The following is a 23,711-nucleotide window of genomic DNA, read 5'->3' on the forward strand; positions in this document are numbered from 1 at the left end:
AAAACCCTGGGGTCCCCGAATGTATCAGTACGACCAATACGACCAGACGATCGTCGACGAGCGAGTCGCGCAGTACCGCGATCAGGTGCGCCGCCGGCTGTCGGGCGAGTTGAGCGAAGACGAATTCCGTCCGCTGCGTCTGCAGAACGGCCTGTACATGCAGCGCCACGCGTACATGCACCGCATCGCGATTCCGTACGGCAACCTGCGCAGCGACCAGCTCCGGATGCTGGCGCGCATCGCCCGCGAACACGACCGCGGCTACGGCCATTTCTCGACGCGCTCGAACATCCAGTTCAACTGGGTGCAGCTCGAAGAGACGCCCGAGATCCTCGCGAAGCTCGCGTCGGTGCAGATGCACGCGATCCAGACGTCGGGCAACTGCATCCGCAACATCACGGCCGACCAGTTCGCCGGCGTCGCGCAGGACGAAGAGATCGATCCGCGCCCGTGGGCCGAGATCCTGCGCCAGTGGTCGACGTTCCACCCCGAATTCGCGTGGCTGCCGCGCAAGTTCAAGATCGCGGTGTCGGGCTCGAAGCGTGACCGTGCGGCCGTGCAGATCCACGACCTCGGCGTGTACCTGAAGAAGAACGCGCAGGGCGAAGTGGTCGCGAGCATCCTCGCGGGCGGCGGCCTCGGCCGTACGCCGATCATCGGCGCGGTGATCAAGGAAGACCTGCCGTGGCAGCACCTGCTCACGTACTGCGAAGCCGTGCTGCGCGTGTACAACCGTTACGGCCGCCGCGACAACCTGTACAAGGCGCGGATCAAGATCCTCGTGAAGGCGCTGTCGCCGGCGAAGTTCGCGCAGCAGGTCGAGGAAGAATGGCAGCACCTGAAGGACGGCCCGTCGACGCTCACGCAGGCCGAGCTCGATCGCGTGTCGCAGTACTTCAAGCCGCCGGTCTACGAGAAGCTGGCCGACACCGACGCGTCGTTCGAACAGCACCTGCTCGAGAACAAGGCGTTCGCGCGCTGGGTCGAGCGTAACGTCGCGCCGCACAAGGTGCCCGGTTACGCAGCCGTCACGCTGTCGCTGAAGGATCACCGCGTGGCGCCGGGCGATGCGACCGACGCGCAGATGGATCTGGTCGCCGACTGGGCCGACGCGTACTCGTACGGCGAGCTGCGCGTGTCGCACGAGCAGAACCTGATTCTCGCGAACGTGAAGAAGCGCGACCTGTTCGCGCTGTGGGAAAAGGCGAAGGCGGCCGGTTTCGCGACGCCGAACATCGGCCTGCTGACCGACATCATCGCGTGCCCGGGCGGCGACTTCTGCTCGCTCGCGAACGCGAAGTCGATCCCGATCGCGCTGGCGATCCAGCAGCGTTTCGACGATCTCGACTACGTGTACGACCTCGGCGAACTGTCGCTGAACATTTCCGGTTGCATGAACTCGTGCGGTCACCACCACGTCGGCAACATCGGCATCCTCGGCGTCGACAAGGACGGCGCCGAGTGGTACCAGGTGTCGCTCGGCGGCGAGCAGGGCACGGGCCAGAACGGCGCGCGCCTCGGCCGCGTGATCGGGCCGTCGTTCTCGGCCGAGGAAGTGCCCGACGTGATCGCGAAGCTGATCGATACGTTCGTCGAGGCGCGCCTCGACGGCGAGCGCTTCGTCGACACGTACGACCGCATCGGCATCGCGCCGTTCAAGGAGCGCGTGTATGCGGCGCGCCAGGCAGTGAACGCGTAACCAACCGGGTAGAAGGAATTTGCAGATGGCTTCGATTATCAAGAACCGCGCAGTGATCGACGATGCATGGCAGGTCGTGCGCGCGGCGGAAGACGGTGCGCTGCCCGCGGTCGACGCGTTGCCGGCCGGCAAGGTGCTGGTGCCGTTCGCGTTGTGGCAGGCCGAGCGTGCCGCGCTCGTCGCCGCGAAGACGAAGGACGAACTCGGCGTGTGGCTCGCGCCGGACAGCGAGCCGGCCGATCTCGTGGCCGACTTCGGCGCGATCTCGCTGATCGCCGTCGACTTCCCGCGCTTCGCGGACGGCCGCGGCTACAGCATCGCGCGCCTGCTGCGCGAGCGTCATGGCTGGACCGGCGAGCTGCGCGCGATCGGCGACGTGCTGCGCGACCAGTTGCTGTACATGTCGCGTTGCGGCTTCGACGCGTTCGCGGTGCGTGCCGACAAGGACATCCACGACGCGCTGAATGCGTTCACCGAATTCACGCAGCGTTACCAGGGCGCATTCGACGAGCCGGCGCCGCTGTTCCGCCGCCGCGAGGCTGCGCCCGACGCCAAGGTGAGCGCATGAGCACCGCGACCGCCACCGCGCTGACGCCGGAACTCGCCGCGAAGGTCGAGCGCCTCGACGCGCTGCTCGCGCAGATCGGCGAGCGTCACGACAAGGTGAAGTTCGCGAGCAGCCTCGCCGCGGAAGACATGCTGCTCACGCACGCGATCCTGTCGAAGGGCGTGCCGATCGGCATCTTCTCGCTGAACACGGGCCGCCTGCACGCGGAAACGCTCGGCATGATCGACCGGGTGCGCGAGCGCTACGGCTACGAGATCGAGCAGTTCCATCCGCAGCAGGACGCGGTCGACCGGTACGTTGCCGAGCACGGCCTGAATGCGTTCTACGAGAGCGTCGAGCTGCGCAAGTCGTGCTGCCACATCCGCAAGGTCGAGCCGCTGAACCGTGCGCTGGCCGACGTCGGCGCGTGGGTGACGGGCCAGCGCCGCGAGCAGTCGGTCACGCGCGCGGAGCTGCACGAGGAAGAACAGGACGAAGCGCGCGGGATCGCGAAGTACAACCCGCTCGCCGACTGGACGGAAGCCGACGTGTGGGCGTACCTTAAGGCGTTTGACGTGCCGGTCAATCCGCTGCATGCGCGCGGCTACCCGAGCATCGGCTGCGAGCCGTGTACGCGTGCGATCCGCCCCGGCGAGGACAGCCGCGCGGGCCGCTGGTGGTGGGAGTCGCGCGACACGAAGGAATGCGGGCTGCACGTCACGACGATCACGCCGATTCCCGCGAATGCCGAAGCCGGCGCCGCGCACTGAAAGCCGACAAGAAACTGAATATTGCGTCGCCCGCGACAGCGGGCGGCACGAACCCAGAAGAGAAGGACTGAAATCATGAGCACGACGCTCGAGCAATCCGCCTTTGCCCCGCCCACCGGCGCCGACAGCCGCATGGGCCACCTCGACTGGCTCGAAGCCGAGTCGATCCACATCCTGCGCGAACTGGTTGCCGAATGCAGCAAGCCGGCACTGCTGTTCTCGGGCGGCAAGGACTCGGTCGTCGTGCTGCACCTCGCGCTGAAGGCGTTCGGCCTCGGCGCGAACCGCAAGACGACGCTGCCGTTCCCGCTCGTGCACATCGACACGGGCCACAACTACGAGGAGGTGATCGACTTCCGCGACCGTCGTGCGCAAGAGCTCGGCGCCGAGCTGGTGGTCGGCCACGTCGAGGATTCGATCAAGCGCGGCACGGTCGTGCTGCGCCGCGAAACCGATTCGCGCAACGCCGCGCAGGCCGTCACGCTGCTGGAAACGATCGAGCAGCACGGTTACACGGCGCTGATCGGCGGCGCGCGCCGCGACGAAGAGAAGGCGCGCGCGAAGGAGCGCATCTTCTCGTTCCGCGACGAATTCGGCCAGTGGGACCCGAAGGCGCAGCGCCCGGAGCTGTGGAGCCTGTACAACGCCCGCCTGCACAAGGGCGAGCACCTGCGCGTGTTCCCGATCTCGAACTGGACCGAGCTCGACGTGTGGCAGTACATCGCGCGCGAGAACCTCGAATTGCCGTCGATCTACTACGCGCACCAGCGCGAGATCGTGCGCCGCAACGGGCTGCTCGTGCCGGTCACGCCGCTCACGCCGATGCGTGACGGCGAGACGAGCGAGCTGGCGCAGGTGCGCTTCCGCACGGTCGGCGACATCAGCTGCACGTGCCCGGTCGAGAGCGACGCGGACGACGTCGAGAAGATCATCGCCGAGACGGCGGTGACCGAGATCACCGAGCGCGGCGCGACCCGGATGGACGATCAGGCCTCCGAAGCCGCGATGGAACAGCGCAAGAAGCAAGGTTATTTCTGAAGCACACGAGGACATTCACATCATGAGCATCATCGAGAACACCGAAGACCTCGGCGTGTTGCGCTTCATCACCGCGGGCAGCGTCGACGACGGCAAGAGCACGCTGATCGGCCGCCTGCTGTACGACAGCAAGGCCGTGCTGTCCGACCAGCTGTCCGCGCTGTCGCGCGCGAAGAACAAGCGCACGGTCGGCGACGAACTGGACCTCGCGCTGCTGACGGACGGTCTGGAAGCCGAGCGCGAGCAGGGCATCACGATCGACGTCGCGTACCGCTACTTCGCGACCGCGAAGCGCAAGTTCATCATCGCCGACACGCCGGGCCACGAGCAGTACACGCGCAACATGGTGACGGGCGCGTCGACCGCGCACGCGGCGATCATCCTGGTCGACGCGACGCGCATCACGGTCGAGAACGGCGTCGTGCAACTCCTGCCGCAGACCAAGCGCCACAGCGCGATCGTCAAGCTGCTCGGGTTGCAGCACGTGATCGTCGCGATCAACAAGATGGACCTCGTCGACTACAGCGAGGCGCGCTTCAACGAGATCCGCGACGCGTACGTCGCGCTCGCGAAGCAACTCGGCCTGACCGACGTGCGCTTCGTGCCGGTGTCGGCGCTCAAGGGCGACAACATCGTCGGCGCGAGCGAGCGCATGCCGTGGTACGCGGGCGAGCCGCTCCTCGACGTGCTCGAATCGCTGCCGGTCGAGACGCAGGCGCATGACGCGCTGCGCTTCCCGGTGCAGTGGGTCGCGCGCCAGGACGGCAGCTCGGCCGACGATTTCCGCGGCTACATGGGCCGGATCGAGTCGGGCGAAGTGAAGGTCGGCGACGAGATCGTCGTGCTGCCGTCGAACCGCACCGCGACGGTGGCCGAGATCGTCGCGCCGGTGCCCGGCGGCACCGCGGCGGTTGCGCACGCGTTCGCGGGCCAGACCGTGACGATCCGTCTCGAACAGGATGTCGACGTGTCGCGCGGCGACATGCTCGTCACGACCGCCGAGCCGGTCGAGCCGGCCAAGAAGCTCGAGGCCGACCTGTGCTGGTTCGACGAGGCGCCGCTGTCGCCGCAGCGCAAGTACCTGCTGAAGCAGACCACCAGCACGGTGTTCGCGAAGATCGGCGCGGTCAAGCAGGTGCTCGACGTGCATACGCTGTCGCACGCGACCGACCGTCAGGAACTGAAGATGAACGACATCGGCCGCGTGGCGCTGACGCTGCAGAAGCCGATCGTCTGCGACACCTACGATGCGCATCCCGGTACGGGCGCGTTCGTGCTGATCGACGAGGCGACCCACCACACGGTCGCCGCGGGCATGATCCGCGCGTTCTCGGCGTAATCGTCAATCGGCGCGGCGGCGAACCGGCCGCCGCGGCAGGACCCTAACGAAGCGACAAACATGGGCAAGGTGTATCTGATCGGAGCAGGGCCGGGCGCCGCGGACCTCATCACGGTGCGCGGCATGCGGCTGCTCGAGCAGGCCGACGTCGTGCTGCACGACGCGCTCGTCGAGCCCGCGATGCTCGACTACGCGCCGAACGCGCGCAAGATTGCGGTCGGCAAGCGCTGCGGGCAGCGCTCGACCGCGCAGCATTTCATCAACAAGCAGATCGTCGACGCGGCGCGCGAGCACGCGTGCGTCGTGCGGCTGAAGGGTGGCGATCCGATGCTGTTCGGCCGCGCCGAAGAGGAAATGCGCGCGCTCGAGGCGGCCGGCATCGACTACGAGGTCGTGCCGGGCATCACCGCGGCGCTGGCCGGCGCGGCGACGCTCAAGCGTTCGCTCACGTTGCGCGGCGTGTCGCGCAGCGTCGCGTTCGCGACGCACAGCCGCGCGCCGGGCAGCGACGAGATCCGCGAAGCCGCGCGTGCCGATTCGATCGTCTACTACATGGGCCGCGACAGCGCGCCCGGCATCGCGCAGGAACTGATCGACGCCGGCCGTGCGCCCGCGACGCCGGTGGCGATCGTCGAGGCCTGCAGCACCGCGCGCGAACGCACGCTGACGCTCACGCTCGCGCAGATGGCGGCCGGCGACGCGCAGGCGTGGCTCGATCCGGCGGAACCGAGCCTGCTGATGATCGGCGATGCATTCGCCGAACGCGCACGGCAGGTGCAGGCGGGTGCTCCGGTGCGCAATGCCGCCTGAGCGCGGCTCGAACGCGGTCCGAAACGAAAAAAGCGCTGGCAACCGCCAGCGCTTTTTCTTTGGCTGCGCGGAAAGCGCGGCCTACGCGTCGCCGCCGAGTTGCCCGATGCAATAGCGCGCGACCGCGTCGAGCACGCCGTCGTCTTCGCCGACGGCCGTTGCGCAGCGGATCTCGACGCCCGGATGCGCGGCGCGGCATGCGTCGACGAGCTGCGGCAGGTCGCGGCGCACATGGCCGCCCTGGCCGAAGAATACGGGCACCACGGTGATGCGCGTGCAGCCGGCCGCGACTTGCGCGGCCACGGCGTCACCGAGCGACGGCGTCATCAGTTCGAGGAAGGCGAGCGACACCTGCGCGGCAGGGGAGCCGGCGCCGCGCAGCCGCGCGGCGAGCCGCTCGAACGGCTCGGCCCAGCGCGGGTCGCGGGCGCCGTGGCCGAACAGGACGATACCGTGCGAATGCATGTCGAAGCCTCCGTCGCGACGCGGCGCTCAGTGCCGGTCGACCCACTTGAGCGCGAACAGGCCGAGCGCGAGATAGATGAGGCCCGGCGTCGCCGCGGTGAGCGGCGCGGGCCACGTATTCAGCGTGCCGATGTGCGAGAACAGCGTGTTGAGCAGCTGGAAGCTCATGCCGAGCATGATGCCGCCGAACACCTTCACGCCGACCACGCCGGCGCGCGTATGCAGGTACGCGAACGGCAGCGACAGCACGAGCATCACGAACACCGCGAACGGATACAGCAGCTTGCGCCACAGTGCGATGTCGTAGCGCTGCGTGTCCTGCTGGTTCTCGCGCAAGTGCTGGATGTAGCGGAACAGGTTGATGATCGACATGCGCTCCGGCGACACGAGCAGCACCGACAGGATCTGCGGCGTCAGGTCGGAGCGCAGCCGGTATTCGGGCAGCGACACCTGCTGCGACCGGTACACGGGGTTCAGCGCATCGGCCGGCTGGCCGCTGATCGGCTTGATCGGCGTCAGCTCCGTCTCGGTGACGCCCTTCAGCAGCCAGTGGCCGGGCGGCTCGTAGCGGCCCGTCTGCGCGATGCGCACGTTCCGCAGCTGGAATTTCGAGTCGAATTCGTAGATGCGCACGTTGCTGATCGTCGAGTCGGGCGACAGGCTGCCGACGTTGACGAAGCGCGTGACCTGCTCGCCGTTCTCGCGGGCCGCGAGCGTGTCCTTCACCCACACGCCCGACTGGAAGTTCGACGACACCGATGCGCCGAGCGCCTGCAGCCGCACGCGTTCGGACAACTGGTCGGCGTACGGGCCGACGAATTCGCCGATCAGGTAGGTGACGATCACGAGCGGCACGCCGATCTTCAGCAGCGAGCGCAGCGCCTGGTTGGTCGCGAGGCCCGACACGCGGAAGATCGTGAATTCCGAGTTCGCGGCCATCTGCGCGAACACGTAGATCGCGCTGATCAGCGCGGCGACCGGGATGATCTCGTAGAAGCGCGACGGCGTCTGCAGCGCGACGCGCAGCACCGCGTAACCGAACTTGTAGTTGCCGTGCCCGACCGAGTTCAGCTCGCTGATCAGGTCGAAGAAGAAGAACAGACCCGAGAACGCGAACAGGATGAAGATGAACGTGATGTAGATCTGTCGCGCGAAGTACTTTTCATAGAGCCGCATCGATCATGCTCCCGAGCGGCCGAACAGCGCGCGTGTCAACAACGGACGATTGCGCACGCGCAACCAGAAAATGAACGCGACGATCGCCGCGACGATGACGTGCAGCCCGACGAGCCCGACGCCGAACGACATCTTGCCCTGCTCGATCTGCGCCTGCACGACGTTCAGCAGGTTCGAGTACGTGAGGTAGATCAGCACGGCCATCACGAGGTTGATCGTGCGGCTGCGGCGCGGGTTCTGGTACGAGAGCGGGATGCCGAGCACCATCAGGTTGATCGCGATCAGCGGCAGCCCCGCGCGCCACGCGAATTCCGCGAGGTTGTCGCGCGTCGGGTTGCGCAACAGGTCGGGCGTGGGCGTGCTGTTGGTGGTCTGCACGTTGGTGACGGGCTTGCTCGTGATCTTCACGCCGTAGCGCTCGAACTCCATGATCTTGAAGTTCGGCTGGCCGGGCGTGCCGTCGTAGCGGCGGCCGTCCTCGAGGACGACGAAGCGATCGCCGTCCTTCGAGGTTTCCGTATGGCCCGTCTGCGACACGACCACGTTGACCTTGCCGTTTTCCGTCGACGTGACGAACACGTTCTGGACCTTGCTCTGGTCCGGCGACATCTTCTCGATGAAGAACACGCGATGGTTCGCGGCCGATTCGCGGAACTGGCCCGGCGCGAGCAGCGAGATTTCGTCGCGCTGCTGGAAGCGCGCCTTGATCATCTTGCTCTGCTGGTTCGACCACGGCCAGCCGACGAACGCGAAGAAGGTGATCAGCAGGATGATCGGCGCGGCGAACACGCCGATCGGCTTGATGAGGCGCGTGAGGCTCACGCCGGACGCGAGCCACACCACCATTTCGGAGTCCCGGTACCACCGGGTCAGCACGAACAGGATCGACACGAACAGCGTGACGACGAGCATCACGGCGAGATAGCCGATCACGGTCAGGCCGATCAGCACGAGCACGTCCCGCGGATCGATTTCGCCGGACGCGGCGTAGCCGACGATGCGAATCATCATCGTCGTGAGCATGATCGTGAGCAGCACCATGAACACGGCGCCAGCCGTATACGCAAGCTCGCGCTGGAGGGAGCGTTCGAAGATCATTCTTGATGAGAAGAGGGCGGGAGGCTGCGCACGCGTGGTGGAGCGCTCGCGCCGCCACGGGAAAAATAGCGGATAATTGCGGCTTTCATCCTTAGCCCAGATTTTATCCGAGGACAAGCGCGATGGACTTTAGCATAAAAGGCTGTGATTGGAGCAAAGGCGAGGCCAAGGGGTTCCTGACCGGGAAGTCCGACTGCATCGTGCTCGGCATCTTCGAGGCGCAGACCCTGTCGGGCGCGGCGCTCGACATCGACACGGCCACCAAGGGACTGATCTCGCGCGTGGTGAAGGCCGGCGACATGGACGGCAAGCGCGGCAAGACGCTGTTCCTGCACGAAGTGTCGGGCATCGGCGCGTCGCGCGTGCTGCTGGTCGGGCTCGGCAAGCAGGATGCTTTCAATCAGAAAGCCTATAACGATGCGGTGACGGCCGCCTGGCGCGCGCTGCTGGCGACCAAGGTCGTCCAGGTCACGTTCTCGCTCGCGCAACTGCCGGTCGACGAGCGCAGCTCCGACTGGGGCGTGCGCGCCGCGATCCTCGCGCTGCGCAACGAGACCTACCGCTTCACGCAGATGAAGAGCAAGCCGGAACCGGCGTCGCACACGCTCAAGCGGGTCGTGTTCAGCGTCGACCCGGCGGACGAAAAGGCCGCGAAGGTCGCGGTCAAGCAGGCCGTCGCGCTCGCGAACGGGATGGATCTCACCCGCGACCTCGGCAACCTGCCCGGCAACGTCTGCACGCCGACCTATCTCGGCAACACCGCGAAGAAGATCGCGAAGGATTGGGGCCTGAAGGCCGAAGTCCTCGGGCTCAAGCAGATCCAGGCGCTGAAGATGGGGTCGTTCCTGTCGGTCGCGCGCGCGTCGGTCGAGCCGCCGCAGTTCATCGTGCTGCACTACCAGGGCGCCGCCGCGAAGGCCGCGCCGGTCGTGCTGGTCGGCAAGGGCATCACGTTCGATACGGGCGGCATCTCGCTGAAGCCGGGCGAGGGCATGGACGAGATGAAGTACGACATGTGCGGCGCGGGCTCGGTGCTCGGCACGATTCGCGCGGTCGCCGAGATGGGCCTGAAGATCAACGTCGTTGCGATCGTGCCGACCTGCGAGAACATGCCGGGCGGCAATGCGACGAAGCCGGGCGACATCGTCACCAGCATGAAGGGGCTGACGATCGAGGTGCTGAACACCGACGCCGAAGGCCGCCTGATCCTGTGCGACGCACTCACGTACGCCGAGCGTTTCAAGCCGGCCGCCGTGATCGACGTCGCGACGCTGACGGGCGCCTGCGTGATCGCGCTGGGCGGCCACAACAGCGGGCTGTTCTCGACGAACGACGCGCTCGCGGGCGAACTGCTCGACGCGTCGCGCGAGGCGAACGACCCGGCATGGCGCATGCCGCTCGACGACGAGTACCAGGATCAGCTGAAGTCGAATTTCGCGGATCTCGCGAACATCGGCGGGCGCCCGGCCGGCGCCGTGACGGCCGCGTGCTTCCTGTCGCGCTTCACCGAGAGCTACCCGTGGGCCCACCTCGACATCGCGGGCACCGCGTGGAAGGGCGGTGCCGCGAAGGGCGCGACGGGCCGTCCGGTGCCGTTGCTCGCGCAGTTCCTGATCGACCGCGCCGGCCAGTGATGGCGGGGCTGACGACGCTGCGGGTGCGCGGGCCATGACGCGGATCGATTTCCACTCGAACGTCGGCGATTCGCTCGCGTACGCGTGCCGGCTGCTGCGCAAGGCCTATCAGGCCGGGCAGCCGGTCGTCGTGCTCGCGGAGCCCGCGCGCCTGCGCGCGCTCGACGAGCGGCTCTGGACGTTCTCGCCGCTCGATTTCATCCCGCATTGCGGCGTCGACAGCGAGCATGCAGCCGGCACGCCGATCGTGCTGGCCGCCGATCTCGATCGCGCGCCGCATCATCACGTGCTGCTGAACCTCGGCGCGACCGTGCCCGCGCAGTTCGCCCGCTTCGAGCGCCTGCTCGAAGTGGTCGGCAACGCGCCGGACGAGCTGGCCGCGGGCCGCGACCGCTACCGGTTCTACCGCGACCGCGGCTACGCGCTGAACAACTACAAGCAGGGCGGCTAGCCGCAACCGTCGACGGAGTGTTCCCGTGACAGAAGCCGATTCATCCTCGATCCCGACACTGACCGACGTGCTGGTGCCGGGCAAGCCGGCGTCGGCGCGTTCGTCCGCGTCCGCCGCCGCCGCGCCGCACGACCGCGCGGCGATTCCGGTGCTCACCGACGTGATCGCACCGGGCGCCGCCGCTGCCGCGCCGGCCGATTCCCGTCAAACCGAAGCCGACCCCGATTCCGTCGTGGTCGAACGCGTCCCGACGCCGCACGTGCCGGCCGTCGAGCTGCCGGGCGACGTGGCGACGCCGGCCGCCGCGGGCGAGACCGATGCGCCGGCCGAACCCGGCGCCGCGGAGCGCGTGGTCGCCGAAGAGGCCGGGGCGACGATGGCGCCGCTGCGCTCGTCGCTGGTCAATGACGACCTGCCGCAGCCCACGTTCGCCGCGATGGCGCACGAAGCGGCCGGGCACGCGCCCGATACGGCGATGCCGGAGGCGGTCCTGCCGAGCGCAGCGCCGCAGCCGGACGCGCAGGCCGCGGACGGGCTGACGCCGGAAGATGCACAGCACATCGCCGAACGGCTGCGCAATCGCCTGACGAATTATCTGACCGGGGCCGGGCGCGAGGCCATCGAAGCGCGTTGTCGCGATGCGCTGCACGAGCATTCGGCCTGGCTGGTCGGCCAGGTCACGCGCGAAGTCGCGCTCGCGCTGGAAACCGAGGTGATGGACTGGGTGCGCGATGCGGTCGATGAAGAGATCGCCCGTCGTCGCGCCGGTCATTCCGGCTGAACGGGCCATCGTTCGCGAACGGGGAGCAGGTGCGGTAAGCGCCTGTGAAGCCGCCGGGAAGGCGCTGGCCAGTCGTTACAGGGCTGCCTTCTTGCGGCGCCCTGCACACGACGGGGGGGCGCCGCGCCGCTATCCGGTTCAGCGTACCGACAGCACCCACTGCGCGAGCGTGTGCGCTTCGGTGCTCGTCAGTTGCGTATTGGCGGGCATCGGCACGCTGCCCCACACGCCGACGCTGCCTTTCACGATCGATTGCGCGAGGTAATCGACCGCATCGCCACGCGCCGCGTACTTGCCGGCGATGTCGCGAAACGCCGGGCCCATCAGCGGCTTGCCGATCGCATGGCAGGCCATGCAGTTCCTGCGCTGCGCCAGGGCGAGCCCGTCGGCCTGGTCGGCACGCGCCGCCGCCGCGCTGCCGGTCAGCAGCATCGCGAGCAGCACGCGCAATATCGTCTGTTTCATGCGGTTCTCCGCCGGCGGGGACGGCCGGCTTCATGGTCCGCGCATTATAGAAGCAAAGGGGAAGCACGTTTTGCGCGTTCCCCAGGCGGCCCCCGTTTATCGGGGCCGCATGCGATGGTGTCCCTGCCTCAGCCCGTGACCGCCCCCTGGTTCGCCGGCCGCGCGAGCGCCGCGAATTTGGCGAGTACCCCGCGCGTATAGCGCGGCGCCGGTTGCCGCCACGCGGCGCGGCGGCGTGCGAGTTCCGCCTCGTCGACGTTCAGTTGCAGCAGCAGCCGGTGCGCGTCGATCGTGATCGAATCGCCTTCCTGCACCAGCGCGATCGTGCCGCCGACGAACGCCTCCGGCGCGACGTGGCCGACCACCATGCCCCAGGTGCCGCCCGAGAAGCGGCCGTCCGTGATGAAGCCGACCGATTCGCCGAGCCCCTTGCCGATGATCGCGGAAGTCGGCGCGAGCATTTCCGGCATGCCGGGGCCGCCCTGCGGGCCGAGGTAGCGCAGCACGAGGATGTCGCCCGCGCGGATCCGGTCGCCGAGGATCGCGTCCATCGCGCTCTGCTCGTCGTCGAACACGCGCGCCGGGCCCGTGATCACCGGGTTCTTCAGGCCGGTGATCTTCGCGACCGCACCGTCTTCCGCGAGATTGCCCTTCAGGATCGCCAGGTGGCCTTCCTTGTACAGCGCGCGGTCGATCGGGAAGATCACGTGCTGGTCCGCGCGCGGCACGCTCGGCACGTCCTTCAGCTCGTCGGCGATCGTGCGGCCGGTAATCGTCATGCAGTTGCCGTGCAGCAGCCCCGCATCCAGCAGGATCTTCAGCACCTGCGGAATCCCGCCGGCCCGGTGCAGGTCGGTCGCGACGTACTTTCCGGACGGCTTCAGGTCGCAAATCACCGGCACGCGCTTGCGGATGCGCTCGAAGTCGTCGATCGTCCAGTCGACCTCGGCCGCGTGGGCGATCGCGAGATAGTGCAGCACCGCATTGGTCGACCCGCCGGTGGCCATGATCAGCGACACCGCATTCTCGATCGATTCCTTCGTGATGATGTCGCGCGGCTTCAGGTCGCGCTTCACCGCCTCGACCAGCACGCGCGCCGATTCGGCGGCCGAATCGACTTTCTCCTGGTCGGGGTTCGCCATCGTCGACGAATACAGCAGCGACATCCCGAGCGCCTCGAACGACGAGCTCATCGTGTTCGCGGTGTACATGCCGCCGCACGAACCCGACGTCGGGCACGCGTTCTTCTCGACGCCTTCGAAATCCTCCTGCGACATCCGGCCCGCGGTGAATTCGCCGACGGCCTCGAACGACGACACGATCGTCAGGTCGCGGCCTTTCCAGTTGCCCGGGCGGATCGTGCCGCCGTACACGTAGATGCCCGGCACGTTCAGGCGCGCGAGCGCGATCATGCCGCCCGGCATGTTCTTGTCGCAGCCGCCGACCACCACCACGCCGTCCATCCACTGGCCCTGCACGCAGGTCTCGATGCAGTCGGCGATCACTTCGCGCGACACGAGCGAATACTTCATCCCTTCGGTGCCCATCGACATGCCGTCCGAAATCGTCGGCGTGCCGAAGATCTGCGGATTCGCGCCGGCCGCCTTCACGGCCGCCACGGCCGCATCCGACAGGCGCTGCAGGCCGGAATTGCACGGCGTGATCGTCGAATGGCCGTTCGCGATGCCGACCATCGGTTTGTCGAAATCGTCCTTCTGGTAGCCGAGGGCGTAATACATCGAGCGGTTCGGCGAACGGGCCACGCCTTGCGTGATGTGCTTCGAGCGGCGGTTGTACGACATGGGGGACTCCATCGTTGTATGGGCGTTACCCTGAAGGGCGCGCCGGTTCGGATCGAACAAGCATGGAGTTTCCCGATTGGGATGTCCAATATATTATTTGTCGCCTATTAAGTCGTTTTTCGAATGAGTCGAACATGGCCGATCCGATCCCCGACCTGCGCCAGTGGCGCTATTTCGCGACCGTCGCTGACGAGCGCCACTTCGGTCGCGCAGCCGAGCGCCTGTCGATGACGCAGCCGCCGCTGTCGCAGGCGATCCGCGCGCTCGAGGACGCGTTGGGCGTCGCGCTGTTCGTGCGCACCAAGCGCTCGGTGGCGCTGACGGCGGTCGGCGCGGCGTTGTTGCCGGACGTGCACCGGCTGCTGGCGTCGGCCGATGCACTGCCGCCGCTCGCGCGACGGCTCGCACGCGGGGAGGCCGGCTCGCTGTCGCTCGCATTCGTGTCGACCGCCGATTACGGGCTGTTGCCGTCTTTGCTGCGTGCGTTCGGCGCGCGCTACCCGCAGGTGCGGTTGCAGCTCGCCGAAGCGACGAGCGACGTGCAGATCGACGAACTCGTCGCCGGGCGCATCGACGCCGGGCTCGTCATTCCGCCCGTGCCGCCGCGTCACGCGGCCGGGCTGTCGTACCTGCCGGTCGTGCGCGAGCCGCTGGTGGTCGCGATGCCGGCCGGGGCGTCCGATGCGCCCGAGGACGCGCCCGTGCAGCTTGCCGATGTCGCCGCGTTGCCGCTCGTGATCTTTCCGCGCCGTTTGGCGCCCGGCTTTTATGACATCATTACGGGCTGCTACGGCGCGGCGGGGGCAACCCCGCGCATCGGCCAGGAGGCGATCCAGATGCAGACGATCGTCAGCCTCGTGTCGGCCGGCATGGGCGTCGCACTGGTGCCGCAATCGCTGCGTAACCTGCGGCGCACCGGCGTGGTCTACCGGCCGCTCGCCGGCTCTGCGCCGGTCGTCGAGACGGGGCTCGTGTGGCGCACCGGCGACGTGAGCCCCGTGCTCGCCGGCTTCATCGACGTCGTGCGCGCGCAAGGTCTTGCCGCGTGACGTGAACGATGGCGCGCGGGCGCCGTCCAACGCGCGGTGCTGCGCGTGCGACGGCCGTACCGTATTCGAAAACTTCTTCGCTAACCCATGATCATTCACCCGAATTTCGACCCCGTTGCGATCCATCTCGGGCCGCTGGCCGTGCGCTGGTACGGCCTCATGTATCTCGTCGGCTTCATCGCGGCGATCGTCGTCGGCCGGATCCGCCTGAAGCTGCCGTACGTCGCGGCGCAGGGCTGGACCGCGAAGGACATCGACGACATGATGTTCTACGGCGTGCTGGGCACCGTGCTCGGCGGCCGGCTCGGCTACGTGCTGTTCTACAAGGCCGATTTCTACTTCTCGCACCCGCTCGACGTGTTCAAGGTGTGGGAAGGCGGCATGTCGTTTCACGGCGGCTTCCTCGGCGTGACGCTCGCGATGATGCTGTTCGCGTGGCAGCGCAAGCGGCACTGGCTGCAGGTCACCGATTTCGTCGCGCCGATGGTGCCGACCGGGCTCGCGGCGGGGCGGCTCGGCAACTTCATCAACGGCGAACTGTGGGGCCGCGTGACCGATCCGACGGCGCCGTGGGCGATGCTGTTCCCGGGCGCGATGCGCGACGATGCGGCATGGCTGCCGAAGCACCCGGCACTCGTCGAGAAGTGGCATCTCGCCGACGTGTTCATGCAATACCAGATGCTGCCGCGCCATCCTTCGCAGCTCTATGAAATCGCGCTCGAAGGTATCGCACTGTTCTTCGTGCTGTTCCTGTTCGCGCGCAAGCCGCGGCCGATGGGCGCGATATCGGCACTGTTCCTGATCGGTTATGGCCTCGCGCGCTTCACGGTCGAGTTCGCGCGCGAACCCGACGACTTCCTCGGTCTGCTGGCGCTCGGCCTGTCGATGGGGCAGTGGCTGTCGCTGCCGATGATCGTCGCGGGGATCGCGATGATGGTCTGGGCGTATCGCCGCCGCGCGGCGAACGCGAATGCGGCTGCATGAAGTGATTACGTGACGCGGTATCGATGCACGCGTGATCGGCGCGTGCATCGGCTGCACGGAGGTACATGAAAAACGCCGGCCCTCGGGCCGGCGTTTTCGTTTCCGACAACTGCGCGACGCGCGTTACTTCATCTGCACGGAGCCGTTGACGGTGACCGACACGGTGGCCTTGCCGCCTTCGACCGCGATCGGCGCGCTCATCTTCGCGCTGTCCATCGGCGCCGCGGCCATCGCCATCATGCGCGTGTACGGCTGCACGTTGCGGCCGCTGCCGACGTTCACGTCGCGGATCGTGTAGCTGCTGTAGCCGAACGCCTTCGCGGCTTCGTCCGCGCGGGCGCGGAACGACTTGATCGCTTCCGTCGTGAGCTTTTGCTCGGCCGCGCGCTGCGCTTCCGGCGACAACGAGAACTCGACGTTCGCGACCTGCATCAGGTTCGACAACTGGCCTGCCAGCTTCGACGCCGCGGCGAAATCGCGCGATTCGAGCGCGACCTCGGTGCGGCCGCGCCATGCGGAGATCTTGCCGTCGCGATCGGTGCTCGGATACACGGAGAACGCACCCGTATGCGCGGTGACGCCCGACACGCCCTTCGCCTGCGACAGCGCCGCGTCCGCGCGCTGGTTCAGCTGCGCGGTGAGGCTGCCCGGATCCTTGGCCTGCTGCTCGTAGAACAGCGTGATGTGAATGATGTCCTGCGGCACGTCGGCACTGGCCTGCGACGACAGCGACAGCACGCCCGCCGGCTCCGGAAAGTGCGGGTTCGCCGTCTGGGCGTGCGCGGCGGGCGACGCGAGCGTCAGCGCGACGGGAACGGCGGCGGCAAGGGCGAGCGACAGCGCGAGTGCGGATTTCTTGGTCATTGTTGGACTCCTTGTGCGAGGGCGCGCACGCGGATCACGCGTGCACGACGCGGGCGTACCGCGCGACGAAAAAAACGACAGCCGGCCCGATCGGCCGACAGCGGTTGCTTAGGCCGTGCGAACCGGCCGCGAGTTCCGTCGCGGCGGCGTGTACTGACCAGATTTGACCTTTGGCGCGCGGCCTACTTCATCAACTTTTCGGTGATGAAGCGCCATTCCGCCCGCGTGACCGGCGTGATCGACAGCCGGTTGCCGCGGGCGAGCACGCGCATGTCGGCCAGCTCGTCGTGCTCGCGCAGCGCGGCGAGCGGCACGAGCGGCGACTTCTTCACGAAGCGCACGTCGACGAGCAGCCAGCGTGGCGCTTCCTGCGTCGATTTCGGATCGTAATAGGGGCTTTTCGGATCGAACTGCGTGGGATCGGGGTAGGGCGTCGACGATACTTCGGCGAGGCCCGCGATGCCCGGCTCGGGGCAGCTCGAGTGATAGAACAGCACGCCGTCGCCGATCTTCATCGTGTCGCGCATGAAATTGCGCGCCTGATAGTTGCGCACGCCGGTCCACGGCAGCGAGCGCTGCGGTGCGTTGGCGAGATCGTCGATGCTTGCTTCGTCCGGTTCGGACTTCATCAGCCAGTATTGCATGGATCGTAATCGACGCAGAATGGGCATGAGGGTCTGTTTGCATGCGGAACGCGCATGCGTTGCCACGAGGACGGCCGTTCTCGTGGCAACCCAAACTAAAAATTCAATCCACGGGAATGCCCGAAATCGCCCGTATGGCGGCGTCGCTCGTCACTTGTTTGGCTCGGCCAAACGGCGCTCCTCGCTTCTTGCCTGCGCCCCGCAAGGACGTCCCCTCGGGGGACGAGCGATTTCGGGCATTCGCATGCGCGTTCCGCATGCAAACAGACCCTCAAAAGGAAACGGCATCGGAAATTCCCGATGCCGTTGGATAGGCCCCCGCCTTGGCCGCTAGGCCGGCATCCTGAACCTGAGGTTCAGAATTGGTCGCAGTTAGCAGCACTTCGGGTACATCAGACAGAGTGACGCGCGCGCCCGTGCTACAAATTTCCGCAACCGTGCACATGGCATTGGTTCAAGGAATATATGACCTTGGCGAACCAGGCAGGGAAGCTGACTGAACTGTGATTCGATGCGCCAATTTGACCACCGTTGACCGTCGAGATCAAGGGGAATCGACGCATCGTTTGAAACGTTACTGCGTCTCGTGCTGTGCGAGCACCGCACCGAGTTGTTCGTTCATCTGGTGCATTGTACGACGGATTTCCTCCGCCGGAAATGCTTCACCATGCCGCACGCTCGTTTGCAGTCGCAGCAATTCCGATGCGAGCGACAGCGCCGCCATTACCGCGATGCGATCGGTGCCACGTACCGAGCTGTTCGAGCGGATTTTCGACATTTCGGCGTCGACGCGCGCGACCGCTTCGAGCAGCGCCGCTTCGGTCTCGGCCGAACAGGCGAGCCGATAGGGCTGACCGAGAATCGAGACTTCGATCTGCTTGGTGCTCATGCATGTTCTCCGTGGCTGGCCGCGTCATCGCCATCCGTGCGCGCCTGCGCATCCAGCAGGTCGAGCTGGTTGTCGGCTTGCTCCGCGCTCTTCGAGCGCGGCAGCTTTTCGAGAATCGCGTTCAGTTTCACCTGGGCGTCGTCGATCTTCGCCGACAGCGTGTCGCGCTCGGCCGCGAGCGCATTGCGTTCGTCGCGCAACTGCGCGAGTTCCGCGCGGACCGTGTCCGCTTCCGCGCGCAATTGCGCGACCTGCTCCTCGAGCGCGAGCCGTTCCGAGTGATAGCGCTTGTTCAGCGAAATCAGACGGCCAATATTTTGAGATAGGGTTTCGAGTTCGTTGAGCATTTGCTGCGTCCTCTAAAGACCCAGCATTTTAGCGCGGAATAACGCGCAATCCGACATCTGTAACGTTTCCAGTCGTAACACCCCTGCTTCTTGCCGCGAATAGGCGCGTCCCGCGTGTCTCCGGACGCTTCCTTGACGCTCGCGCGACCGGCTCCTAAACTGGCGCCGCCTCGGTGCTCGCGCGCAGGACGCGCGGTTAAACGGGAAGCAGGGTGCGGGCTCCGCGAGCGCGTCAACCTGCGCTGCCCCCGCAACGGTAAGCGGCCGCGTCGCATGACGCAGGCCGGCTCGGGCGCGTTTCGCGTGCAGGTCGCACGCGGGCGCGGGCCACTGCGCGTCATCGCGCGGGAAGGCGAGCCGGACCGCCGCCAGCCCGGATACCGGCCGAGACGGGGAGCCCGCACGGGCTCCATGACGCGCGGCCTGCGGGGAAGCGGGGCGCGCAATGCTTCACGGAACGTTCTTCGATGCCGACCCCAATCGTCCGCCACGCGCCCCCGTCGCGCCCGGCCGGCCCCTGCAAGCGGATGCGCCGTGCGTCGGGCGCGCGGCCGTGCGCCGCATGAGCGCCGCACGCGCCACTGTCATCTGGGCCGCGCTGGCCGCCGTGGTCGCATTGCTGTTCGTCGCGTCGCTGTCGATCGGCAGCGTGCCGATGTCGCCGTGGCAGGCACTCGCTTCGCTCGTGCCGCACGGCGGCGATACCCTGTTTGCCGATATCGTCCGCACGCTGCGCCTGCCGCGCGCGCTCGCGGGTTTCGCGTGCGGCGCGCTGCTCGCGCTGGCCGGCGCGTTGTTGCAAGTGCTGCTGCGCAATCCGCTCGCGGAGCCGTACGTGCTGGGCGTGTCCGGCGGCGCGGCCGGCTTCGCGCTCGTCGCGATGATCGCGGGCGGCGCGTGGTGGCTCGTCGACGCATCCGCGTTCGCCGGTTCGCTCGTCTCGGTCGCGCTCGTGCTCGGTCTCGCCAGACGCGAGCTGTGGCGCGGCGAATCGCGCGACGCATCGCCGCGGCTGCTGCTCACCGGCGTCGTGATCGCGGCGGGATGGGGCGCGCTCGTCACGCTGTTGCTGTCGCTCGCGCCCGATGCGCGGCTGCGCGGCATCATCTTCTGGCTGACGGGCGACCTGAACGGCGCGACGGCGCCGTGGTTCGCGTGGGGCGCGCTGTTGCTGAGCGCGTGCGTCGCGCTGCCGGCCGCGTCGCAACTGAACGTGCTGCTGCGCGGCGACGCGACCGCGCAGGCGCTCGGCGTGCCGGTCGCGCGGCTGCGCGTGCGGATCTATCTCGTCGCGTCGCTGGCCGCCGCCGCTGCCGTGACGACGGCCGGCACGATCGGCTTCGTCGGGCTCGTCGTGCCGCATGCGCTGCGGCTCGCGTTCGGCAACGACCAGCGGATGCTGCTGCCGGCCGCGATGCTCGCGGGCGGTGGCGGCGTGATGGCGGCCGACCTGCTCGCGCGCACCGCGATCGCGCCCGCGCAACTGCCGGTCGGCGTGATGACCGCGTTGATCGGCGTGCCGGTGTTCCTGTGGATGTTGCTGAGGAGGCCGATGCGATGACGGGCGCCACATCGTACGCCGCCGCCGGCGACATGCACTACAGGGCCGTCGACCTGACATTGAAGGCCGGCGCGCGCACGCTGCTCGATCGCTTCACGCACGCGTTCCGCCCCGGCGAGATCTGGTGCGTCGCCGGCCCGAACGGCGCGGGCAAGACGACGCTGCTCGCCACGCTCGCGGGATTGCAGCCGCCCGCTGGCGGACACGTCGAGATCGACGGCCGGCCGCTTGCCGCGTGGCGTCCCGAGCACCTCGCGCAGCGCCGCGCGCTGATGCCGCAGCAATTGCACGATGCGTTCAGCGCGACGGTGTTCGACACGGTGCTGCTCAACCGCTTTCCGTATCTCGGCGGCTGGGGCTGGGAGCGCGACGACGACCGCGCGGCCGCGCGCGATGCGCTGGCGACGTTCGACCTGAGCCCGCTCGCGGCGCGCGACGTGATGTCGCTGTCGGGCGGCGAGCGGCAGCGGGTCGCGCTGGCCGCGACGCTGTGCCAGGATGCGCCGCTGATGCTGCTCGACGAACCGCTCGCGCATCTCGACCTGCATCACCAGATCGACTGCCTGACCGCGCTCGCCGCGTGGCTCGCGGCAGGCCCGCGCACGGTGGTGTTTTCGTGTCACGACCTGAATCTCGCGCGGCGTTTCGCGACGCATGCGCTGCTGCTCGACGGCCGCGGCCAAGCGTGGGCCGGCCGCGTGCACGACGTGCTGACGCCCGAGCGCGCGAGCGACGCGTTCGGCTATCCGCTCGTGCTGATCCGCGAGAACGGCCGCGATGCGCTGCTGCCCGCATGGCCTGCGCGACAATGACGTTTCCCGTTCCGATTTTTCCGATGCGCGGCGCATGCCGCGCGCACGACACGGCTCCTCGATGACGACTCCGACCCAATTCCCGCCCGCGATCGCGCCGCTCGACGACGCACTGCGCAAGCGTCTCCAACATGTGATCGACCACAAGACCAAGCCGCCCGGCAGCCTCGGTCAGCTCGAGGCGGTCGCGCTGCAGATCGGCCTGATCCAGCACACCGAGCGGCCGGTCGTGCAGCGGCCCGCGACGATCGTGTTCGCGGGCGACCACGGGATCGCGGCCGAGGGCGTCAGTCCTTATCCGCAGGCGGTGACCGCGCAGATGGTCGCGAACTTTCTGGCCGGCGGTGCGGCGATCAACGCGTTTTCGGGTGTCGCGCAGAGCACGCTCGAGATCGTCGATGCGGGCGTCGCGACGCCGCTGCCGCTGTCGGACCGGCTGGTGTCGCTGCCGGTCGCGCGCGGCACGCGCAACTTCGCGGCGCAGCCGGCGATGACGCGCGACGAGGCGATGGCCGCGCTGGCCGCCGGCGCGGCGCGCGTTCGCCTGCACGCGTCGCTCGGCACGAACGTGATCGGCTTCGGCGAGATGGGGATCGCGAACACGTCGTCGGCCGCGTGCCTGATGAGCCGTCTGCTCGACGTGCCGATCGACGCATGCGTCGGCCGCGGCACGGGGCTCGACGATCAGGGCCTCGCGCACAAGCGCGCGGTGCTCGGCCGCGCGCTCGTCAAGCATTCGCATGCGATCGCGCCGCTCGACGTGCTCGCGACGTTCGGCGGCTTCGAGATCGCGATGATGACGGGCGCGTACCTCGCGGCCGCGAGCGAGCGGATGACGATCCTCGTCGACGGCTTCATCGCGACCGCCGCGCTGCTCGTCGCCGAGCGCATCGCGCCCGGCGTGCGCGACTACTGCGTGTTCTCGCATACGTCGCACGAGGCCGGCCATCGGCGCATGCTCGAGCATTTCGGCGCGAAGCCGCTGCTCGCGCTCGACCTGCGGCTCGGCGAAGGCACGGGCGCCGCGCTCGCGCTGCCGCTGGTGCGCGCGGCGGCCGCGTTCCTCAGCGAGATGGCGAGCTTCGAATCCGCCGGTGTCGACAATCGTGACGCCTGAGCGCGCGCGCGGCATGCGGGCCGAACTGCGCTACTTCTTCGTCGCGCTCGGCTATTTCACGCGCGTGCCCGTGCCGCGCTCGATCGGCTATGCGGCCGGCGATCTCGACCAGGCAGCGCGCTATTTCCCGCTCGTCGGCGCTTGCGTCGGCGCATGGGGCGCGCTGGTCTATCTCGTCGCGCTGCGCGCGCTGCCACCGTCGATCGCGGTCGGGCTGTCGATGGCCGCGACGCTGCTCGCGACCGGCGCCTTCCACGAAGACGGCCTCGCCGACAGTTGCGACGCGTTCGGCGGCGGCTACACGCGCGACGACGTGCTGCGCATCATGCACGATTCGCGGATCGGCACGTTCGGTGCGGTCGCGCTCGTGATCGCGCTCGGGCTGAAATGGCAGGCGCTGACGTCGATGCTGCCGCTGCGCGCCGCATGGACGATGATCGCCGCGCATGCGGCGAGCCGCGCGATGGCCGTGAGCCTGCTGATGACGCTCGACTACGTGCGGCCCGAAGGCAAGGCGAAGCCGGTCGCGCAACGGATGGGCGCACGCGCGGCGTGCATCGCGGCGGTGTTCGGACTGCCGTGGCTGTTCTGGCCGGACTGGCGCATGGGCGCTGCCGCATGCGTGGCGCTCGTCCTGGTGCGCGCGTGGCTGGCCCGCTACTTCGTGAAGCGGATCGGCGGTTATACGGGCGACTGTCTCGGTTTCGCGCAGCAACTAGGCGAATTGGCGATCTATCTCGTGGTGCTCGGGTGGACATCGTCCTGATCCGCCATCCGGCCGTCGGCATCGAGCCGGGCATCTGCTACGGGCGCAGCGACGTGCCGCTCGCCGAATCGGCCGATGGCGGCGCGCAGGCCGTGCGTGCGCATCTGTCGACACTCGGCGCGCCGTTGCCCGAACAGGTCTGGACGAGCCCGCTGACGCGCTGCGCGTCGATTGCCGAACGGCTCGCGCGGGCACTCGACGTGCCGCTGCGGCGCGATGCCGACTGGCAGGAAATGGATTTCGGCGCGTGGGAAATGCAGCGCTGGGACGATATCGACCGTGCGGCGCTCGATGCATGGGCGGCCGACCTGATGCATGCGTGCGCGCACGGCGGCGAAAGCGTGGCGCGATTCGCCGCGCGGATTGCGCGGCAGGCCGATGCGATGGCGAAGCTCGACGGCCCGCAATGGGTCGTCACGCATGCGGGCGTGATCCGCGCATTCGCGTCGCATCTATTGCGTGTGCCGCTCGATACGCTGCTGTCGCGGCCGGTGCCGACGGGCGGGGCCGTCTGGCTGCGCGCGGACGACGACGCACATGCAGCGGAAGTCGTGCACTGGGACGCGTAGGCACGGTTGCGTCTGCAGATGACCGACGCCGCGC

At 68.0% G+C, this 23,711-nt stretch carries 25 protein-coding genes, 1 other RNA gene and 1 riboswitch; of the genes, 16 read left to right on the top strand and 10 right to left on the bottom strand.

Annotated features, from left to right (window positions below):
- The first annotated feature begins 19 nt into the window (after positions 1–19).
- The 6 genes from DFS13_RS13640 to cobA all read left to right on the top strand — a co-directional run bounded on the left by DFS13_RS13640 (position 20) and on the right by cobA (position 6,203).
- Positions 20–1,699, top strand: coding sequence for a nitrite/sulfite reductase (locus DFS13_RS13640; RefSeq protein ID WP_006484802.1), 1,680 nt, complete (start codon positions 20–22; stop codon positions 1,697–1,699).
- A gap of 25 nt (positions 1,700–1,724) precedes the next feature.
- Positions 1,725–2,267, top strand: a complete 543-nt coding sequence (locus DFS13_RS13645; RefSeq protein WP_006496124.1) for a DUF934 domain-containing protein — start codon at positions 1,725–1,727, stop codon at positions 2,265–2,267.
- Positions 2,264–3,016 (top strand): phosphoadenylyl-sulfate reductase, encoded by a 753-nt coding sequence (locus DFS13_RS13650; RefSeq protein ID WP_006496123.1) that lies wholly within the window; start codon positions 2,264–2,266, stop codon positions 3,014–3,016. Before DFS13_RS13645 ends, DFS13_RS13650 begins: the two co-directional genes overlap by 4 nt.
- Positions 3,017–3,091: 75 nt before the next feature.
- Positions 3,092–4,054, top strand: a complete 963-nt coding sequence (gene cysD / locus DFS13_RS13655) for a sulfate adenylyltransferase subunit CysD (protein WP_006478076.1) — start codon at positions 3,092–3,094, stop codon at positions 4,052–4,054.
- Positions 4,055–4,076: 22 nt separating this feature from the next.
- On the top strand, positions 4,077–5,393 hold the full coding sequence (locus DFS13_RS13660; protein WP_006484806.1) for a sulfate adenylyltransferase subunit 1: 1,317 nt from the start codon (positions 4,077–4,079) through the stop codon (positions 5,391–5,393).
- A gap of 60 nt (positions 5,394–5,453) precedes the next feature.
- Positions 5,454–6,203 (top strand): uroporphyrinogen-III C-methyltransferase, encoded by a 750-nt coding sequence (cobA, locus tag DFS13_RS13665; protein WP_111441814.1) that lies wholly within the window; start codon positions 5,454–5,456, stop codon positions 6,201–6,203.
- A gap of 81 nt (positions 6,204–6,284) precedes the next feature.
- Here cobA and DFS13_RS13670 read toward each other — a convergent pair whose 3' ends face one another.
- Genes DFS13_RS13670 through lptF form a run of 3 tightly spaced genes read right to left on the bottom strand, consistent with a single transcriptional unit; the run spans position 6,285 to position 8,942 of the window.
- Positions 6,285–6,668, bottom strand: coding sequence for a sirohydrochlorin chelatase (locus tag DFS13_RS13670; protein ID WP_058901720.1), 384 nt, complete (start codon positions 6,666–6,668; stop codon positions 6,285–6,287).
- Positions 6,669–6,695: 27 nt separating this feature from the next.
- Positions 6,696–7,844: an LPS export ABC transporter permease LptG gene (gene lptG, locus DFS13_RS13675; RefSeq protein WP_006496121.1), complete on the bottom strand. Its 1,149-nt coding sequence runs from the start codon at positions 7,842–7,844 to the stop codon at positions 6,696–6,698.
- 3 nt (positions 7,845–7,847) lie between these two features.
- Positions 7,848–8,942, bottom strand: a complete 1,095-nt coding sequence (gene lptF / locus DFS13_RS13680; protein WP_006484800.1) for an LPS export ABC transporter permease LptF — start codon at positions 8,940–8,942, stop codon at positions 7,848–7,850.
- Between the two features lie 122 nt (positions 8,943–9,064).
- On the opposite strand from lptF, the gene DFS13_RS13685 reads away from it, so the two are divergent.
- The 3 genes from DFS13_RS13685 to DFS13_RS13695 are packed head-to-tail and all read left to right on the top strand — an operon-like array spanning position 9,065 to position 11,808.
- Entirely contained in the window at positions 9,065–10,576 is a 1,512-nt protein-coding gene (locus DFS13_RS13685; protein WP_006484797.1) for a leucyl aminopeptidase, read from the top strand.
- 34 nt (positions 10,577–10,610) lie between these two features.
- The gene (locus DFS13_RS13690; protein WP_006484796.1) at positions 10,611–11,027 is read left to right on the top strand and encodes a DNA polymerase III subunit chi; all 417 of its coding nucleotides are present in this window, start codon (positions 10,611–10,613) and stop codon (positions 11,025–11,027) included.
- 25 nt (positions 11,028–11,052) lie between these two features.
- A complete protein-coding gene (locus tag DFS13_RS13695; protein ID WP_006496119.1) occupies positions 11,053–11,808 on the top strand; it encodes a DUF2486 family protein in 756 nt (251 codons plus the stop codon).
- A 138-nt stretch (positions 11,809–11,946) separates the two neighbouring features.
- On the opposite strand, the gene DFS13_RS13700 is transcribed toward DFS13_RS13695, so the two are convergent.
- Together DFS13_RS13700 and ilvD are read right to left on the bottom strand one after the other, a co-directional pair.
- Positions 11,947–12,273: a c-type cytochrome gene (locus tag DFS13_RS13700; protein ID WP_006484446.1), complete on the bottom strand. Its 327-nt coding sequence runs from the start codon at positions 12,271–12,273 to the stop codon at positions 11,947–11,949.
- Positions 12,274–12,401: 128 nt separating this feature from the next.
- Entirely contained in the window at positions 12,402–14,075 is a 1,674-nt protein-coding gene (gene ilvD / locus DFS13_RS13705) for a dihydroxy-acid dehydratase (protein ID WP_060264752.1), read from the bottom strand.
- Between the two features lie 134 nt (positions 14,076–14,209).
- Here ilvD and DFS13_RS13710 point away from each other — a divergent pair, with 134 nt between their 5' ends.
- A complete protein-coding gene (locus tag DFS13_RS13710; RefSeq protein WP_006484440.1) occupies positions 14,210–15,124 on the top strand; it encodes a LysR substrate-binding domain-containing protein in 915 nt (304 codons plus the stop codon).
- Between the two features lie 87 nt (positions 15,125–15,211).
- Positions 15,212–16,108, top strand: coding sequence for a prolipoprotein diacylglyceryl transferase (lgt, locus tag DFS13_RS13715; RefSeq protein ID WP_034201458.1), 897 nt, complete (start codon positions 15,212–15,214; stop codon positions 16,106–16,108).
- Between the two features lie 123 nt (positions 16,109–16,231).
- On the opposite strand, the gene DFS13_RS13720 is transcribed toward lgt, so the two are convergent.
- The 5 genes from DFS13_RS13720 to DFS13_RS13740 form a co-directional block, all read right to left on the bottom strand.
- Positions 16,232–16,972 carry an SIMPL domain-containing protein gene (locus DFS13_RS13720; protein ID WP_006484449.1) on the bottom strand — a complete coding sequence of 247 codons (741 nt, stop codon included), beginning with the start codon at positions 16,970–16,972 and terminating at the stop codon, positions 16,232–16,234.
- A 182-nt stretch (positions 16,973–17,154) separates the two neighbouring features.
- On the bottom strand, positions 17,155–17,616 hold the full coding sequence (locus DFS13_RS13725) for an EVE domain-containing protein (RefSeq protein WP_006478090.1): 462 nt from the start codon (positions 17,614–17,616) through the stop codon (positions 17,155–17,157).
- Between the two features lie 311 nt (positions 17,617–17,927).
- Positions 17,928–18,109: non-coding RNA, 6S RNA (ssrS, locus tag DFS13_RS13730), on the bottom strand.
- Between the two features lie 81 nt (positions 18,110–18,190).
- The gene (locus DFS13_RS13735) at positions 18,191–18,505 is read right to left on the bottom strand and encodes a cell division protein ZapA (protein ID WP_006478091.1); all 315 of its coding nucleotides are present in this window, start codon (positions 18,503–18,505) and stop codon (positions 18,191–18,193) included.
- On the bottom strand, positions 18,502–18,852 hold the full coding sequence (locus DFS13_RS13740) for an ATPase (RefSeq protein ID WP_006478092.1): 351 nt from the start codon (positions 18,850–18,852) through the stop codon (positions 18,502–18,504). Before DFS13_RS13740 ends, DFS13_RS13735 begins: the two co-directional genes overlap by 4 nt.
- A gap of 154 nt (positions 18,853–19,006) precedes the next feature.
- A riboswitch (cobalamin riboswitch) is annotated at positions 19,007–19,256 on the top strand.
- Positions 19,257–19,297: 41 nt separating this feature from the next.
- Between DFS13_RS13740 and DFS13_RS13745 the strand changes: the two genes are divergently transcribed.
- The 5 genes from DFS13_RS13745 to cobC all read left to right on the top strand — a co-directional run bounded on the left by DFS13_RS13745 (position 19,298) and on the right by cobC (position 23,677).
- Positions 19,298–20,413, top strand: coding sequence for an iron ABC transporter permease (locus tag DFS13_RS13745; RefSeq protein ID WP_048989041.1), 1,116 nt, complete (start codon positions 19,298–19,300; stop codon positions 20,411–20,413).
- On the top strand, positions 20,410–21,225 hold the full coding sequence (locus tag DFS13_RS13750) for an ABC transporter ATP-binding protein (protein ID WP_006484439.1): 816 nt from the start codon (positions 20,410–20,412) through the stop codon (positions 21,223–21,225). The genes DFS13_RS13745 and DFS13_RS13750 overlap by 4 nt, the downstream gene beginning before the upstream one ends.
- Before the next feature lie 61 nt (positions 21,226–21,286).
- Entirely contained in the window at positions 21,287–22,342 is a 1,056-nt protein-coding gene (gene cobT / locus DFS13_RS13755) for a nicotinate-nucleotide--dimethylbenzimidazole phosphoribosyltransferase (RefSeq protein ID WP_111441815.1), read from the top strand.
- 13 nt (positions 22,343–22,355) lie between these two features.
- A complete protein-coding gene (locus DFS13_RS13760) occupies positions 22,356–23,108 on the top strand; it encodes an adenosylcobinamide-GDP ribazoletransferase (RefSeq protein ID WP_060210788.1) in 753 nt (250 codons plus the stop codon).
- Positions 23,093–23,677 carry an alpha-ribazole phosphatase gene (cobC, locus tag DFS13_RS13765; RefSeq protein ID WP_062884371.1) on the top strand — a complete coding sequence of 195 codons (585 nt, stop codon included), beginning with the start codon at positions 23,093–23,095 and terminating at the stop codon, positions 23,675–23,677. The genes DFS13_RS13760 and cobC overlap by 16 nt, the downstream gene beginning before the upstream one ends.
- Positions 23,678–23,711: the final 34 nt, after the last annotated feature.

Source organism: Burkholderia sp. 28_3, assembly GCF_003253915.1.
Lineage (GTDB): Bacteria > Pseudomonadota > Gammaproteobacteria > Burkholderiales > Burkholderiaceae > Burkholderia > Burkholderia cenocepacia.

Coding starts and splice junctions, on each gene's coding strand:
- DFS13_RS13640 (WP_006484802.1), top strand. CDS start 20: ATGTATCAGTACGACCAATACGACCAGACGATCGTCGACGAGCGAGTC.
- DFS13_RS13645 (WP_006496124.1), top strand. CDS start 1,725: ATGGCTTCGATTATCAAGAACCGCGCAGTGATCGACGATGCATGGCAG.
- DFS13_RS13650 (WP_006496123.1), top strand. CDS start 2,264: ATGAGCACCGCGACCGCCACCGCGCTGACGCCGGAACTCGCCGCGAAG.
- cysD (WP_006478076.1), top strand. CDS start 3,092: ATGAGCACGACGCTCGAGCAATCCGCCTTTGCCCCGCCCACCGGCGCC.
- DFS13_RS13660 (WP_006484806.1), top strand. CDS start 4,077: ATGAGCATCATCGAGAACACCGAAGACCTCGGCGTGTTGCGCTTCATC.
- cobA (WP_111441814.1), top strand. CDS start 5,454: ATGGGCAAGGTGTATCTGATCGGAGCAGGGCCGGGCGCCGCGGACCTC.
- DFS13_RS13670 (WP_058901720.1), bottom strand. CDS start 6,668: ATGCATTCGCACGGTATCGTCCTGTTCGGCCACGGCGCCCGCGACCCG.
- lptG (WP_006496121.1), bottom strand. CDS start 7,844: ATGCGGCTCTATGAAAAGTACTTCGCGCGACAGATCTACATCACGTTC.
- lptF (WP_006484800.1), bottom strand. CDS start 8,942: ATGATCTTCGAACGCTCCCTCCAGCGCGAGCTTGCGTATACGGCTGGC.
- DFS13_RS13685 (WP_006484797.1), top strand. CDS start 9,065: ATGGACTTTAGCATAAAAGGCTGTGATTGGAGCAAAGGCGAGGCCAAG.
- DFS13_RS13690 (WP_006484796.1), top strand. CDS start 10,611: ATGACGCGGATCGATTTCCACTCGAACGTCGGCGATTCGCTCGCGTAC.
- DFS13_RS13700 (WP_006484446.1), bottom strand. CDS start 12,273: ATGAAACAGACGATATTGCGCGTGCTGCTCGCGATGCTGCTGACCGGC.
- ilvD (WP_060264752.1), bottom strand. CDS start 14,075: ATGTCGTACAACCGCCGCTCGAAGCACATCACGCAAGGCGTGGCCCGT.
- DFS13_RS13710 (WP_006484440.1), top strand. CDS start 14,210: ATGGCCGATCCGATCCCCGACCTGCGCCAGTGGCGCTATTTCGCGACC.
- lgt (WP_034201458.1), top strand. CDS start 15,212: ATGATCATTCACCCGAATTTCGACCCCGTTGCGATCCATCTCGGGCCG.
- DFS13_RS13720 (WP_006484449.1), bottom strand. CDS start 16,972: ATGACCAAGAAATCCGCACTCGCGCTGTCGCTCGCCCTTGCCGCCGCC.
- DFS13_RS13725 (WP_006478090.1), bottom strand. CDS start 17,616: ATGCAATACTGGCTGATGAAGTCCGAACCGGACGAAGCAAGCATCGAC.
- DFS13_RS13735 (WP_006478091.1), bottom strand. CDS start 18,505: ATGAGCACCAAGCAGATCGAAGTCTCGATTCTCGGTCAGCCCTATCGG.
- DFS13_RS13740 (WP_006478092.1), bottom strand. CDS start 18,852: ATGCTCAACGAACTCGAAACCCTATCTCAAAATATTGGCCGTCTGATT.
- DFS13_RS13745 (WP_048989041.1), top strand. CDS start 19,298: ATGCTTCACGGAACGTTCTTCGATGCCGACCCCAATCGTCCGCCACGC.
- DFS13_RS13750 (WP_006484439.1), top strand. CDS start 20,410: ATGACGGGCGCCACATCGTACGCCGCCGCCGGCGACATGCACTACAGG.
- cobT (WP_111441815.1), top strand. CDS start 21,287: ATGACGACTCCGACCCAATTCCCGCCCGCGATCGCGCCGCTCGACGAC.
- DFS13_RS13760 (WP_060210788.1), top strand. CDS start 22,356: ATGCGGGCCGAACTGCGCTACTTCTTCGTCGCGCTCGGCTATTTCACG.